The organism is Halobacillus sp. Cin3 (assembly GCF_947311855.1).
GTDB lineage: Bacteria > Bacillota > Bacilli > Bacillales > Halobacillaceae > Halobacillus > Halobacillus kuroshimensis.
This window is the reverse complement of sequence record NZ_CAMZMV010000001.1, coordinates 424,995-438,153: the sequence shown is the minus strand read 5'-3', so window position 1 is coordinate 438,153 and position 13,159 is coordinate 424,995. Positions and strand designations below refer to the sequence as shown.

Here is a 13,159-nt window from a genome sequence, read left to right as displayed (position 1 = left end):
CCTTATTTGGAGAACTGCTGAACGACTTTCATTAACTCATCAATAGCTTCGTCTCCGTCTCCCTTTTGAATGGCATCTTTCACGCAATGGTGTGTATGGCGCTCAAGAAGGGAATAGCCGACGCGTTTCAGGGCTTTATCGATGGCTGATATCTGTACGAGAATATCGACACAGTAACGATCATCCTCGACCATTTTCTGGATACCACGGACTTGACCTTCAATTCTCCGGAGCCTGTTTACGACGGCCTGCTTTTCATCATCTGTTCTTGGAGTCACCGGGTCTTTCCCGCTGTTTTCAGGTAATGGGTGCTCACACATGTTCTCCGCCTCCTTTAATAATCTTAATATACCCGGTATAGGTATACATAGTCAAAAGAAACGATTGAAATTCTATGTATTTTTCATCTTTTCATAATTACATACCGGGGGTATACAAGAATGACATTTTATATAAAGGACCGATTGAATGGCTTACCACCCTCTCATGGGCATCCATACTCACAGGTCTTGTCTGTTCTCTTATTTTAATCATTGAGGTCATCCGTCATCCTCAGATGATGAAATTCATGAATGTTGCAGGGCCGATCAACGGCTGGTTTTTATGATAATTCAGACCGCCAGGATTCTCGTCAAAAAAGGAATCAAAGAAGCAATGTAGTCTAAATACAAAGACTCCTTTTTCAGGCACAGCAGGCATAAGAACCTTTGAAACAAAAAAACTGCCGGGGATTTTCCCCGGCAGTTTCAGCTTTTAGACGTTGGCCTTCATGGACACAGGACATACCCGCTCCCTTGAGGTCTGGTTCCTGTACTCAAACGGATGATGAACGGTTAAAAAGGAAACTTATTCAACCATTGACCACCATCCAAGGTGATGCATTCGCCGTTCATATAAGCCGCTTCTTCAGAAAGAATAAACGTTGCCAGGCCGGCAATCTCTTCCGGAGTTCCGACACGTCCGAGCGGCACCGATTGAATGGTACGCTGGGCAGCCTTTTCGGATTGAAATAACTTATCGGCCCCTCCTGTACGTTCAATCGGCCCCGGGGCTATGGCGTTGGCCCGGATTCCATACTTACTCCCCCACTCCACCGCAAGGGTCCGGGTCATAGTGAGAACGCCTGCTTTCGCTGAGGCAGAATGAATGACGCCGGCCCCTGCATTCCAGGCATATGTAGCCACCATGTTCAGGATCGACCCTTTGATATGGTTTTCAATCCAGTACTTGCCTACGGCCTGACTACAGTAGAATGTACCATTGAGGACGATATTAATAACCGAATTCCAGCCGTTTGGTGAAAGTTCTTCAGCTGGAGCTATAAAGTTACCGGCCGCATTATTGACGAGGTGGTCGATGGTACCGAATGTATCTACTGTTTCCTTTACCATCCGTTGTACATCCTCCACTTCCCTGACATCCATTTGAATAGTCAATACGGCAGACTCATCTCCACCTGCTATTTCCTGTTTAGCGGCCGCCAGACGTTCTTCATTCCTTCCAGTAATAGCTACACGGGCTCCTTCGGAAACGAAACGTTTCGCCATATGGAGCCCCATACCGCTTGACCCACCAGTAACGATGATTACTTGATCCTTCATCATGTACCTCCATCTTTTTGACTTCATAAATTACATTCCACAAAAGGAAAATGAATTCCTGTTCATTTTCGAAATTTAATCGATCATTCGACTTCTCCTTACAGTAATTCGTGATATAATGACGAAAGAATTTCAGAGGAGAATCGCTATGAACTTAACACGCCGCCAGTTTATCAAGCGGATGACCGCCGGAATAGCCGGATTTGTGGGGATCGGTGCCCTCGGTTATTCTTATGCCTGGTATATAGAGCCGCGTCTGCTTTCCAGACAAACCTATGTCATCGAGCATCCAAAGGTACCGCGCGCCTTTCATAACTTTAAAATTTTACAGTTTTCCGATACCCACCTCGGGTTTCATTATGATTTGGAACAACTTGAAAAACTTGTCCGGAAAATCAATGAAGAAAAGCCAGATCTGCTTTTGTTCACGGGTGACCTGGTGGATGAACCGCAGACGTACCCTTTTTCACCGAGACTTGTGGATGAGCTCAAGAAACTCCACGCTCCCAATGGTAAATATTGGATTTACGGCAACCATGACCATGGCGGTTATGGGACCGAGAAAATTCAGCAGGTGATGGATTCTTCCGGTTTTCAACTGCTCCAAAATGAGCATAGAACCATAAAAAACGGGGACTCTTCCTTCACTCTGGCAGGACTGGATGATGTGATGCTCGGAAAACCGGACATTGCCGGAGCGTTATACGGGGCGGATGAAGAGCTTTTTACGCTGTTGATGGTTCATGAGCCGGATGTAGCCGACCGCTTCACAGACAAAGCTGTCGATATTCAGCTTTCTGGTCACAGTCACGGCGGTCAGGTGCAGCTCCCTTTGATCGGTCACCTGGTTACACCGCCTTATGCCGATAAGTATGTGGAAGGGCATTATTCAATCACAGAAACCTTCGACTTATATGTAAGCCGGGGGATTGGTACGACGAGACTCCCTTACCGTTTTCTCTGCAGGCCGGAATATTCCGTCTTCCAGCTCAAGCATAAGGATATCTGACTCGTACAGTTTTGTGACAAATGACAGAACCGGCGTCTCTCTACTCCCCTGAATGTTACACTAGACTCATCTAAAGACATGGAGGCAGGAACATGAAAGCAAAACTTTGGTTTGGACTACTATGTACCGTTCTCTTTATAACGGGGTGCGGATCGCAGGATGTCAATACCCTCCACGCTGTCAATCAGAACGGAAAAGAACGAACCCTCCCCCAGTCCTATGAAGGGGACTACTGGATCGTTGATTTCATTTTCACTAATTGTGAAACCGTCTGCCCTCCAATGACCGGACATATGTCCAGACTCCAGCAGCAGTTAGAATCGGAAAACCTGGACGCCCGGCTCGTATCTGTAAGTGTGGATCCGGAGAATGATACGAAGGATGTGCTGAAAAGCTTTGCGGATCCCTATCAGCCCGACTACGATAATTGGGACTTCCTGACAGGCTATTCTTACGAGGATGTCAAAGAATGGTCGATCAAATCATTTCAATCCCCTGTCAAGAAGATGGAAGATTCTGATCAGATGGCCCACGGGACGAGCTTCTTCCTTGTCGGTCCTGACGGGGACAGATTAGAGACTTACAGCGGGACGAGCGCCGAGAGCATCGACAAGATCATCAAAGATTTAAAAGAATATAAAAAGTGACCGATGTAAAATGTTGTCAATTGATAGAGGGAACGCTATACTTGGATGGAAAGGAGATCTTAGATGAACAGAAAGCAGCTATCCGACCGTGAGATTGCCGAATCATTATTCATCGTAAACCGCCACGCAAAAACGGCTCCTGAGCCGAAGCATTTATATGACATAAAAAAACACACCATCGACCTCCTGCTGAAGGAGAAACGGGCCAGGAAAGTTGGTCTTCATTACTCTGATCATCCTCGTTTAAGTCAGCAGCATTCCACTCTTCTGATTGAAATTGGCGGGTATTATTTTCACGTACCAGCAGCAAAGGAGGACTTCCAGCAGCTGGAACACCTGGGCCGGGTCGACCAGTCCTACCGCAATCCAAAACCGAAGCTGTCTTTATCCCGTGCGAAACGGACCTTATACCAATACTTAAACTGGAAGCAGCCGGAAAAAAGCTCCCCCCGCGCCTTTCATTCCACTCCGCAGCCATCCCTGCTCGGTCAAAGGACGGAAACTCCGTGGAATCAGCGTCCGAGAAGAAGAATGTAATTCTCTTCCTTTTTGATGTTTCGTTCTTTCAGGAAGAAGGAATGAAAGTACCAGAGGAGGAGGATCACTATGACGATGAATCCAATGGACGATTTTTTATGGCACTTGAAAAAGTATATGGAGTATACGACAGAAATGAGAGCTTCTTATGAGCATCTATCCGATCATGAAAAAAGCCTTATTGTAGAGTCATCCCCTACAAAACAAGGACCGGAAACCCTTTCAAAACAGGCTTACGCCTGGCATGACGAACTATTCGAACGACTCAAGAAATAAAGAAAAATCCGCTGATTCCAGCGGATTTTTCTTTATGTTACAAGATATTTTGATCGATGATTTTGACAAGCTCCACGATTTCCGGTTTGGAGACCTGGGCATCTGCCCCTACTCGTTCTCCTTTATGTCTGAGATCCTCCGTTATAAGGGAGGAAAAAATGACGACAGGAAGTACCTGCAGCTGCTCATGGTCTTTCAACAGCTTCGTAAAATGATGGCCGTCCATCATAGGCATTTCGATATCTGTAATGATCAGCTGGTATTCATCGGTCATCGTTTTCCCTTCTTCAATCATTTCTGCGAGGTGATCCCACGCCTCCCTGCCGTTTTCAAAACTGACGGTCTGATCATACCCTGCTTCACTCAACGTTTCCTGAAGCACCGCACGGAGCATGGCAGAGTCTTCAGCTATAAGGATCTTTTTTGAAGAACGCTCCCGCTGTCCCAGCTCCCGGAGCTGTTCTTTTTTCATACTCGTTTCCGGGTTGATATCAGCGACCACTTTTTCAAAATCAAGCAGAAGCAGCATATCTTCTTCTCTTTTGATGACCCCGGTGATCTGCGTGTCCAGTCCTTGATACATTTGATTCGGTTTTTCGATCTGTTCCCAGGAAATCCGGTGAATCTGCGTAACCGTATGTACGTGAAAAACGATTTTCGTCTGGTTGAATTCCGAGAGAATAAACTTATCCTTTTCCGGATGATCGGAGGCTGGAAATCCCAGCGCGTGAGCAACATCGACAACGGGCACGACTTCGCCCCGTATATCGATAATTCCCTCTACAGAGGGGTGGGAGTGAGGCACTTTTGTAATCGGCTGCGGGTTTATAATCTCTTTTACTTTTATCACATTCATACCGAAGCGGTTTTCACCAATTCCAAACTCTACGATTTCGAGTTCATTGGTACCACTCTCCAGTAAAATTCCCTGGTCCTGTCTCATGAACATCGCCCTTTCTTCTAAGCGTCCTCCTATAGTATCGGCAGGACTCGTCGGGTGGTGAAGGAAAAATAAAAACTCTCTTCATTTAAAAGAGAGTTCAAGCAGCCTTCCTTCTTTTCCGCTTCGCGAATCTGAGGTACGCCTGTTTTACCGTCAGCCACCCGGCAAGGGCGAGACCGTAACCACTGATAGCGGAAAGGCAGATGAACCAGTAGTATTCCGGCAGTGTGGATGTTGTTCCAGACATGGCATACCTGTCCACCATCTGCAGGAAAACGAGAGCGATCAATACAGAGGCCCCGCCGCTTAAAAAGAGGAGCCAGTTTCGCAGCATCAGCCACTCGACCACCGGCTTCACCACCCACATCAATGCCCCCATGAAAGCAAACACCAGTAGAAACTGGATGTATTCCGGCTCCATACCGAATATCTGAAGGATATCTTCATCCAGCCATTGGATTGGTTCTTCTAAAAAGTGAGGATCCAGCCATTCACCTATATTCATCCTGTATGTCTCCTTTATCCTTGTTCTCCTATCCATTATGAACAGGAGCTTTAAAGAATAAACCTAGAGGCGATCCAGAAGGTGAGGCTGTTTGTTCTTCAGCCACTTCAACCCCTCCCGGCGGCTTAGAGGGCGGCATTCATGCGTTGACAAAAAATTGATAACAGCATCATGATTGGTTTTGCTATATTCCCTGAGCGCCCATCCGATGGCTTTTTCTATGAAAAATTCCTTCTCGTCTTTTAAACAGAGGATGGTTTCAAATAAAAGGGCTTGGTCTGTCTCTCCTTTGTACTTCAGTTGAAAAAGCAGTGCAGCACGCCGCAGCCACATAAAGTCCGAATCGCGGAATTGTTCTGTATATGGACGCAGCTGTTGTGGGTAAAGCTTAAAATATTCACCGCACAGGTGGGAAGCGATCATATCAACGGTATCCCACCACGGTTTCGTCAAAAGAAGCTCTCTGTAAAACTCCACCGCCTCCGGAGAAACGGCCTTTTTCCCTTTTTCCAATACAGCAAGGGCTGCATAATGACATTCCCTTTCAGGCATCTGAAAAAGTTGAAACGCCACTTCGAATCGTTCTTTCTCCCTGAAGGTTTTACTGTCGTTCACAAAGGGGGCCAGGATTTTTTTCCTTTCGGGCGTTTTGATTCCATAGAATGGAAAGTGGTTTTTCATATAGGTTTCCATCGGCTGCCGTTGTTGGTCATCCCGGTGTTCCGCCAATGCAGCATTGATTTCAGAAACGATTCGTTCAGTGCTCATGGACGTCCCGCCTTAGATAACTGGAGGAAATCTGTCAGCTGTTCTCCAAGATCCTCTGCTTCTTGATAGCCCTGCGTATAGAGGTTATGCAGCCGGTCACGGTTCCTCTCAATTCGGCTGACCACAAGCGGCTGGCGGGGACGGATGACGAGAGCCCTGCCCTCTTCTTCCAATTTTCTTACGTGTTCCAACTGAGCGTTGTAGTGAATATGGCGGTCTGTCATCGTTTTGGCGAAGTTCGGAAACTTTTTATACCGATGGTTCAAGTACCAGCCCGCTTTGGACTTTTCTTTCGTATACCCGTCATTTCTTGTCAGGACGATGACATGCTTTTGATTGCCGTCATCAATTGAACGCTGCAATGGGATCGGATCGGCAATGCCGCCGTCCATGAGTTGAAATCCACCGAAGTCAATGCTGGGGGCAATCATTGGAAGCGAGCTGGAAGCCCGGATGACTTTCAGTAGACTTTCCCTGTCATGGAAGGAATCAAAAAAGACCGGTCTGCCGGAATCCATGTCTGTTGTCGCTACGACGAACTTCGTCGTTTGTTTCATAAATGAATCATAATCGAAAGGGACCAGTTCATTTGGAAGCTTATCGAAAAGGAAGTCCATGCCAAACAACTGCCGCTTCGTAAGCATTCGCTTATAGGATATGTATTCGGGATGATCTCCGTATTCAACAATGACCCGGTAATTCCTTCCCCGCTGCCTCGCTACATAGGAACTGCCATTACAAGCGCCGGCAGAGGCTCCGACAACATAGGGGAAATGCAGACCCTGATCAAGAAAATAATCCAGGACTCCTGCGGTATAAGCTCCCCGCATCCCGCCGCCTTCCAACACTAAACCAACATCGTTCATATGGATCACCTGCCTGAAAATAGTTATGGTTTATGCTTTACATTCTGCCACGTTCCTATGAAAATGTAAAAAGCAGCCCCTTGGAGGCGGCCGCTTTTTATAGTCCAGTAATCAATTAACAAAAAGGTCAGGACGAAGTTTATTTGTATGTTTTTCATCTATTTGTCTTTCAATTTCTTCAATCGCTTCTTCGTCTTGCAGCAGCTGCTGCTTGTTACGATCAACGAGTTCTTCAAAAGATAAACGGTGAATCGATCTCATTCTACACTTCCTTTCCTTATCTCAGTTTAAATTATAACAAAATTCAACAAATTAAATACTTAAATTGTTTGAACATTTTGTTAACTTTATGTAAAAGAGGAGAGATACAATGGAACACTTGATCAACCCTGCGGTTAAAAATATTGAAATATCCGGGATCCGCCGTTTTTTCAATATGGTGAGTCGTTACGAAGACGTCGTTTCGTTGACCATCGGCCAGCCGGACTTCCCTACGCCTGATACCGTTAAACAGGCAGGCATCCAGGCGATTGAAAATAACCAGACAAGCTACACACATAATGCCGGTCTCATCGAGCTGCGCCGGGCGGTCCAGCATCATGCGGCCGCATCCTATGGTCTTTCCTATGATGCCGAACAGGAAATCATTATTACCGTCGGAGCATCCGAAGCGCTGGATCTTTCCCTGCGTACTATCCTCCATCCTGGAGATGAAGTTATTCTTCCCGGCCCTGTATATCCTGGATATGAACCATTGATCCGGCTCGCTGGCGGCATACCGGTATTTGCAGATACGAGTGATGAAGGATTTAAACTGACCGGGGATATCATTCAGTCACATGTCACTGAGAAAACAAAAGCGGTTATTCTTCCTTACCCTTCCAACCCGACTGGTGTTTCTCTAACAGAAGATGAGTTGAAGGATATTGCCGATGTCGTTAAGAAAAAGGAAATTTTCCTTATTGCCGATGAAATATACAGTGAACTCGTCTATGAACGTCCTCATACATCCATTGCTTCTATTCCGGATGTCCGCGACAACGTCATCGTCGTTAACGGAGTATCCAAGTCACACAGCATGACAGGTTGGCGGATCGGCTATCTGCTTGCACCGGAATGGTTGTCCCGGCACTTATTGAAAGTTCATCAATATAACGTGTCCTGCGCTACCTCGATCAGCCAATATGCCGCTCTGGAAGCTTTGTCCAATCAGAAGCAGGAAGCGGAGAACATGCGTGATGCTTATAAGGAACGACGCGATTATGCAGCCGGGCGCCTCAAAAAAATGGGATTATCATTCGCTCAGCCGGACGGCGCCTTTTATTTGTTTATCCAATTCCCCCTGGATGGTAAAACGACCACAGATAAAGCCGTCGAGCTGGTAGATGAGGCTGGTCTTGCTCTCGTGCCGGGGGGTGCTTTTTCCACCTATGGAGAAGGATATATGCGTCTTTCCTACGCTTACAGCATGGAGACACTGAAAAAAGGACTCGATAGACTTGAGAAATACTTGAAATAACAGAAAACACGTGTGACTGCTTGCAGATGCAAAAAAGTCATGTGGAGGTGGTCACGTTCTGCTTACCGGTGGATGCCTGCATCGTCCCTTGGTCTTTGCGATTCACATCCTTTATCAATGGTTAATTGCGATCAACGTTTCTCAAAATAAACCTTTATTCGCAAGATAACAGGAACAAACCCCTTATCAGAGAAACTAAGGAAAGCCGACAACCTGGAATTTTCTTAATCGTTTTTAGGACACATCCGTGCCGGATGTGTCTTTTTTATCGGATGCGCCTGATTTTAAAAACATTCCTATCTCTAGTACACAAACCTATGCAGTTTCATATTTATTTCATAGGCTGTGACTAAAACGATTCAAGGAGGAAAACGAATGGCGAATTGTTGTTGTCCCGACCGCGGTGGTCAATTTGCTATGGATGAGTTCTGCGGAAACTTTACAATCGATTGTTTAACAAATACGGCCGACCCGGCATTCGACCTTGCTGAAACGGTCTGGACATCAAGTTTTTCGATTGATGCCGGTACCATCAGTGTCTTTTATGATACCGGGTGTGCCGACCCTCTGACTGTGTATATAGCCAATGGCGGCGTTGTGGTGGGAACCTTTACAATTCCACTGGCAACCTTGGGAAGTAATGGGAACACACGATCAGTGACGGTCCAGACATTTGATGAAGTCCGGATTATATGTAACACAGATGCGGCGGCAGGAAACTCCTGCAGAGGAAAATACTGCATCAACGCAAACTACCGCTTATAAATGACAGGGCAGGATTCAGGTTGAACTCCTGCCTCTTTTGACACCATCGAGGTTACATAAAGCGGAGTGGAATGATCCACGTTGATATACTACCCATAAAAAATTACCCGCCATTCAAGAAACAGCATGAGAATGACATCTGTTATGTATTTTCAGAATGGCCGGCTACTATTCTAGAAGGGGGGATCTTATGGATAAGCATTGGATACAAACAGAAAAAGTGTATGACTGGATTACCGCATCCCTTCAATTTACGAAGTGCTTAACCATTTCATATCGTGATGATGTTCTTATAGATGAAGTCTGTGGTAACTTCTCATTGGCGAATCATTCCCGTCAACTACTATGGCAGTCGTTGTTGACTGAACCGATTACAGGGACCATTGTCCTCAACCTTCAGCAGGGAGACTTGAGCGATCTTTGTATATTTATAAATGGGAAAAAAATAAATGGCCGGAGAGGGAACACATTCAGCAGGACTGTCCAGAATTTCGAAAGCCTTGAAATACTCCGTACGAAGGATGTAGTTATCAGAGGAAAATACTGCCTGGATTTGAATTACATCCTGCCTCAAGGAAAGAATGAGCTGCCATTCGACTGCGATGCTTACACCTGTTTCTTAACGGATGCGTACTGCAGGAAAACTGGTCCTGAATCCTTGACCTTCCGGGAAATCGGACAGAGAAAAGAAGTACCTGTTCTTCTGCCCTCGGGGAAAAAAATCATCCTTCATGAAGTTACTTTATGTAAAGAAGGATCTCTGGGTGTCAAACTGCCGAATGGGTGCCTATGCGTATGTGCCTTTTCGCAAGTGGAAAAGCTCCTCCTCTGCGCCCCGCCCGGCACGTTGATCCAGTATGAAGTGACCAGCTTTTCCTGCAGGGTGCAAATGATTACGAAAATCAAACACTGCCTCTGCCTGGAGCTGCTCATTGATATCTGCCAATCCGTAAAAGTAACACATCCTGCCACCATCGCTGTAACAGCCTTGGAATGTGAGCTCCGCCCTTCCAGCCATCCCCTTCGCTGACTGGATCAAGCGAAAAAACTGACCTGCTCTTCGGTTCCCTACTATACATCCTAAAAGGCAGGTACATAAAAAAAACTTACAGAACGCTGGGCCCTGTAAGTTTTATGATTTATGTTGAATCTCGTTGAGTAATGTATCCAGCCGTTGACTGATTTGAACCGATTCCACACTGGAGAATCCCTTCTCATTGGCAACCTCCATCATTCGTTTACGAAGGTGCTCAATCTCTTCCAGCATCGTCTCTTTATCCATGACCTGCACGTGCGACGACCTCCTGCCAGTCCTATCTTTTTGTATTTATCTCTTTCATATACGTAAGCAAAAGGAATGTTTGTTCGCCTGTCCAACCTGCACGAAAAGAATTATCTCAATTTTCATTCCATTTGTAAAGATATATGCTAAAACAATTTACAATTCGACATAGAAAGACGCCGTTCCTCTCTCTCCTATGTTACATATCCATTACATTGAAATCGATCTCCCTTTCATTTCTTAACCAATATGGTAAAATAAGAGCGAAATCATTTCTGTTCATCGAGAAAGGAAGATGAGATTGTCTGAACAATCTAAAAATGAATGGTTGGAATGGTTGAAAGCCATTGCCGTCGCCATCACACTGGCCTTCATTCTAAGAACGTTCTTCTTCGCCACGTCTATCGTAGAGGGTGCCAGTATGGATCCTACTCTTCAAAACGGTGAACGAGTCATGTTCAATAAAATTATCTACTATATAGATGAACCTGAGCGTGGAGATATCGTTATCATTGAACGTCCTGTTAAAAGTTATGTAAAACGAATCATCGGGCAGCCGGGGGATACCATCGAAATCAGGGACCACGAGCTTTATGTCAACGGGGAGAAACAGACACAGGAATATCTAAGTGAGGATGCCGCGTCCGCAACGAGAGATTATGGTCCTGTCGATGTTCCAGACGGAAAATATTTCGTTATGGGAGACAACCGCTCCATCAGTAAAGACAGCCGCAATGGTCTCGGCTTTATTGAAGAAGAGGAAATCATCGGCCGTACAGAACTGGTCATCTATCCATTCAATCAATGGGGTCTAACCAATTAAAAAAACATCCAGCCTGTAATGGCTGGATGTTTTTTATTTTTGATTGATCAGCTTCTCGGGCCACTGATGCATCGTTTCAATGAGCTGATCCAGTTTTCCTTCAATCCGGTGAAGCAGATAAAATGTCACCGCAACAGGAAAGCCGACATCCGCTATAATGGATATCCATGTGTCCAAGGGCAGCATCCTCCTTTTGATAGAAAAAGCCGCCCGCATTTCCGGGGCGGCTTTCCTCATTTACAACGTAATATCAAAGACGTTGCGTTCCACAATTCGGGCTTCTTTCTTTGATACAAGACTTCCTCCAGTCGAAGTGAAGCAGTCCTGAACGAGAATTTCGTCCATCGCAGCGTTCACGGCTGCCGGATCCACCGGTTCCAGAGGATCATCCAGACTGATCGTCACTGTTCTTTTTTCTTCATTTAAAAATTTGAGCTCCAGCTTTTTCATCATTTGACCTCCCTGTCATTATTCTTCAGTAAGAATCGAGCGGTTATCTCGGGCGACTTCTTCCATGACGTGTTGTTGAAGCGGAGCAAGGGCAGCTGCTGTTCGGTAAAGCTGTTCATCGGTTGCCTCTGTTTTCATGTTGTTGAATGATTTCGTCTTGTAAACCATGTTTCCATCCTCATCCTGTCCAACAACTAATACCAGCTGCAGACGGGAATCCATGCGGGTGTTTATTACGGCCATGTCTCTCACCTCCTCTCACTTCTATAATCGAAAAGGCAGGCAGATCGGTGTCCCCCTATTTGTTTTTCTAAATCTAAATCATAAATGAATATATCTTCATAGACGTGTACACAAGCTGTTTATACGACTGTTCATAGATTATTACTATATTGTTTAAAAATTGAGGCTCAAGGAGGAATGAAGATGTGTGGTGTTTACTCGGATTGCGGTTCTGCCTGTTCCCCTGAGGCACAGATCATTCAGGAGGAAATCAGTGGGAATATCAATCAATTGCTGACAGCTGAACCCCTGTGGGAAGCTCCAGAAGGAAGTTACATTTCAGCTACGTTCCAAGTGTTTAATTCTGCATTAAGTACAGGAAATATTGTCACCGCTGGAGATGTCATTTTGACAGCCCTCCCAGGGAACACAATTTCCGAAAGTGTGGATAACCCTTCAATATTTACGGTAACCACCCTTGCTGGAGTAAGCGGCACGTACTGCATTACATTATACAAACGTGTTTTAGCCTGATGTAAAAGGAGAAGATATAAAATGTGTCAATCACATTCTGCCTGCAGCCCGCAGGCGATGGTCGTTCAGGAAAAAATCTCTGGGAATTTCAATGGGGTGCTTACAGCAGAAGAAGTATGGAGTGCTCCAGACGGAAGTTACATTTCCGGAACCTTCCAGATTTTCAACTCAGCTACCAGCCTAGGTTCCGTATCCGGCGCTGTTGTCAGCGTACCTCCAGGGGTTTTAACTGCCGGCTCTGGTGTTACCGACTCTGTCAGCGTCAACAGTCCGACTTCCTTTACGATCACCTCTGGACTTGGTGACAGTGGAACGTACTGCATCACGCTTTACAAACGTGTTCTTGCTTAATCAATCTACTAAAATGAAAACCTTATTCAAATAAGACAACTTCTATAAAAGAAAAAATCCG

At 45.6% G+C, this 13,159-nt stretch carries 21 protein-coding genes; 10 read left to right on the top strand and 11 right to left on the bottom strand.

Features of this window, described 5'->3' with window-relative positions; genetic code table 11:
* Window positions 1-2 precede the first annotated feature (2 nt).
* Window positions 3-320, bottom strand: coding sequence for a metal-sensing transcriptional repressor (locus tag QMA39_RS02470; RefSeq protein WP_027954028.1), 318 nt, complete (start codon window positions 318-320; stop codon window positions 3-5).
* 513 nt (window positions 321-833) lie between these two features.
* Window positions 834-1,601, bottom strand: coding sequence for a 2,4-dienoyl-CoA reductase (gene fadH / locus QMA39_RS02465; RefSeq protein ID WP_027954026.1), 768 nt, complete (start codon window positions 1,599-1,601; stop codon window positions 834-836).
* Between the two features lie 148 nt (window positions 1,602-1,749).
* Here fadH and QMA39_RS02460 point away from each other — a divergent pair, with 148 nt between their 5' ends.
* From QMA39_RS02460 to QMA39_RS02445, 4 genes are all read left to right on the top strand, one after another.
* Window positions 1,750-2,610, top strand: a complete 861-nt coding sequence (locus QMA39_RS02460; RefSeq protein ID WP_281657913.1) for a metallophosphoesterase — start codon at window positions 1,750-1,752, stop codon at window positions 2,608-2,610.
* A 92-nt stretch (window positions 2,611-2,702) separates the two neighbouring features.
* The gene (locus tag QMA39_RS02455; protein WP_281657912.1) at window positions 2,703-3,257 is read left to right on the top strand and encodes an SCO family protein; all 555 of its coding nucleotides are present in this window, start codon (window positions 2,703-2,705) and stop codon (window positions 3,255-3,257) included.
* 63 nt (window positions 3,258-3,320) lie between these two features.
* Window positions 3,321-3,794 (top strand): YkyB family protein, encoded by a 474-nt coding sequence (locus tag QMA39_RS02450; RefSeq protein ID WP_027954024.1) that lies wholly within the window; start codon window positions 3,321-3,323, stop codon window positions 3,792-3,794.
* 69 nt (window positions 3,795-3,863) lie between these two features.
* Entirely contained in the window at window positions 3,864-4,070 is a 207-nt protein-coding gene (locus QMA39_RS02445; RefSeq protein ID WP_035531270.1) for a hypothetical protein, read from the top strand.
* A 37-nt stretch (window positions 4,071-4,107) separates the two neighbouring features.
* On the opposite strand, the gene QMA39_RS02440 is transcribed toward QMA39_RS02445, so the two are convergent.
* The 5 genes from QMA39_RS02440 to QMA39_RS02420 all read right to left on the bottom strand — a co-directional run bounded on the left by QMA39_RS02440 (window position 4,108) and on the right by QMA39_RS02420 (window position 7,413).
* A complete protein-coding gene (locus QMA39_RS02440) occupies window positions 4,108-5,013 on the bottom strand; it encodes a chemotaxis protein (RefSeq protein WP_281658368.1) in 906 nt (301 codons plus the stop codon).
* Window positions 5,014-5,110: 97 nt separating this feature from the next.
* The gene (locus QMA39_RS02435; protein ID WP_281657911.1) at window positions 5,111-5,518 is read right to left on the bottom strand and encodes a hypothetical protein; all 408 of its coding nucleotides are present in this window, start codon (window positions 5,516-5,518) and stop codon (window positions 5,111-5,113) included.
* A 63-nt stretch (window positions 5,519-5,581) separates the two neighbouring features.
* Window positions 5,582-6,286, bottom strand: coding sequence for a DNA alkylation repair protein (locus tag QMA39_RS02430; protein ID WP_281657910.1), 705 nt, complete (start codon window positions 6,284-6,286; stop codon window positions 5,582-5,584).
* Window positions 6,283-7,152, bottom strand: a complete 870-nt coding sequence (locus tag QMA39_RS02425) for a patatin family protein (protein ID WP_027954019.1) — start codon at window positions 7,150-7,152, stop codon at window positions 6,283-6,285. The genes QMA39_RS02430 and QMA39_RS02425 overlap by 4 nt, the downstream gene beginning before the upstream one ends.
* Before the next feature lie 111 nt (window positions 7,153-7,263).
* A complete protein-coding gene (locus tag QMA39_RS02420) occupies window positions 7,264-7,413 on the bottom strand; it encodes an FbpB family small basic protein (protein WP_084162988.1) in 150 nt (49 codons plus the stop codon).
* Between the two features lie 109 nt (window positions 7,414-7,522).
* Between QMA39_RS02420 and QMA39_RS02415 the strand changes: the two genes are divergently transcribed.
* The 3 genes from QMA39_RS02415 (at window position 7,523) to QMA39_RS02405 (ending at window position 10,466) form a co-directional block, all read left to right on the top strand.
* On the top strand, window positions 7,523-8,671 hold the full coding sequence (locus tag QMA39_RS02415; protein ID WP_281657909.1) for an aminotransferase A: 1,149 nt from the start codon (window positions 7,523-7,525) through the stop codon (window positions 8,669-8,671).
* A 375-nt stretch (window positions 8,672-9,046) separates the two neighbouring features.
* Entirely contained in the window at window positions 9,047-9,436 is a 390-nt protein-coding gene (locus QMA39_RS02410; protein ID WP_281657908.1) for an S-Ena type endospore appendage, read from the top strand.
* Between the two features lie 190 nt (window positions 9,437-9,626).
* Window positions 9,627-10,466, top strand: coding sequence for an S-Ena type endospore appendage (locus QMA39_RS02405; RefSeq protein WP_281657907.1), 840 nt, complete (start codon window positions 9,627-9,629; stop codon window positions 10,464-10,466).
* Window positions 10,467-10,568: 102 nt separating this feature from the next.
* On the opposite strand, the gene QMA39_RS02400 is transcribed toward QMA39_RS02405, so the two are convergent.
* On the bottom strand, window positions 10,569-10,718 hold the full coding sequence (locus QMA39_RS02400; protein ID WP_084163063.1) for an aspartyl-phosphate phosphatase Spo0E family protein: 150 nt from the start codon (window positions 10,716-10,718) through the stop codon (window positions 10,569-10,571).
* A 301-nt stretch (window positions 10,719-11,019) separates the two neighbouring features.
* On the opposite strand from QMA39_RS02400, the gene lepB reads away from it, so the two are divergent.
* Complete coding sequence (gene lepB / locus QMA39_RS02395; RefSeq protein WP_027954014.1) at window positions 11,020-11,541, top strand: signal peptidase I; 522 nt, start codon at window positions 11,020-11,022, stop codon at window positions 11,539-11,541.
* A gap of 33 nt (window positions 11,542-11,574) precedes the next feature.
* Here the strand turns inward: lepB and QMA39_RS02390 are convergent, their stop codons facing one another.
* The 3 genes from QMA39_RS02390 to QMA39_RS02380 are packed head-to-tail and all read right to left on the bottom strand — an operon-like array spanning window position 11,575 to window position 12,234.
* A complete protein-coding gene (locus tag QMA39_RS02390) occupies window positions 11,575-11,718 on the bottom strand; it encodes a YvrJ family protein (protein ID WP_084162987.1) in 144 nt (47 codons plus the stop codon).
* Between the two features lie 60 nt (window positions 11,719-11,778).
* Window positions 11,779-11,991, bottom strand: a complete 213-nt coding sequence (locus QMA39_RS02385) for a DUF2922 domain-containing protein (protein ID WP_281657906.1) — start codon at window positions 11,989-11,991, stop codon at window positions 11,779-11,781.
* 18 nt (window positions 11,992-12,009) lie between these two features.
* Complete coding sequence (locus QMA39_RS02380; protein ID WP_281657905.1) at window positions 12,010-12,234, bottom strand: DUF1659 domain-containing protein; 225 nt, start codon at window positions 12,232-12,234, stop codon at window positions 12,010-12,012.
* A gap of 183 nt (window positions 12,235-12,417) precedes the next feature.
* Here QMA39_RS02380 and QMA39_RS02375 point away from each other — a divergent pair, with 183 nt between their 5' ends.
* Both QMA39_RS02375 and QMA39_RS02370 read left to right on the top strand, forming a co-directional pair.
* Window positions 12,418-12,747, top strand: coding sequence for an S-Ena type endospore appendage (locus QMA39_RS02375; protein WP_281657904.1), 330 nt, complete (start codon window positions 12,418-12,420; stop codon window positions 12,745-12,747).
* Window positions 12,748-12,768: 21 nt separating this feature from the next.
* A complete protein-coding gene (locus QMA39_RS02370) occupies window positions 12,769-13,098 on the top strand; it encodes an S-Ena type endospore appendage (protein WP_281657903.1) in 330 nt (109 codons plus the stop codon).
* The last annotated feature ends 61 nt before the right edge of the window (window positions 13,099-13,159 follow it).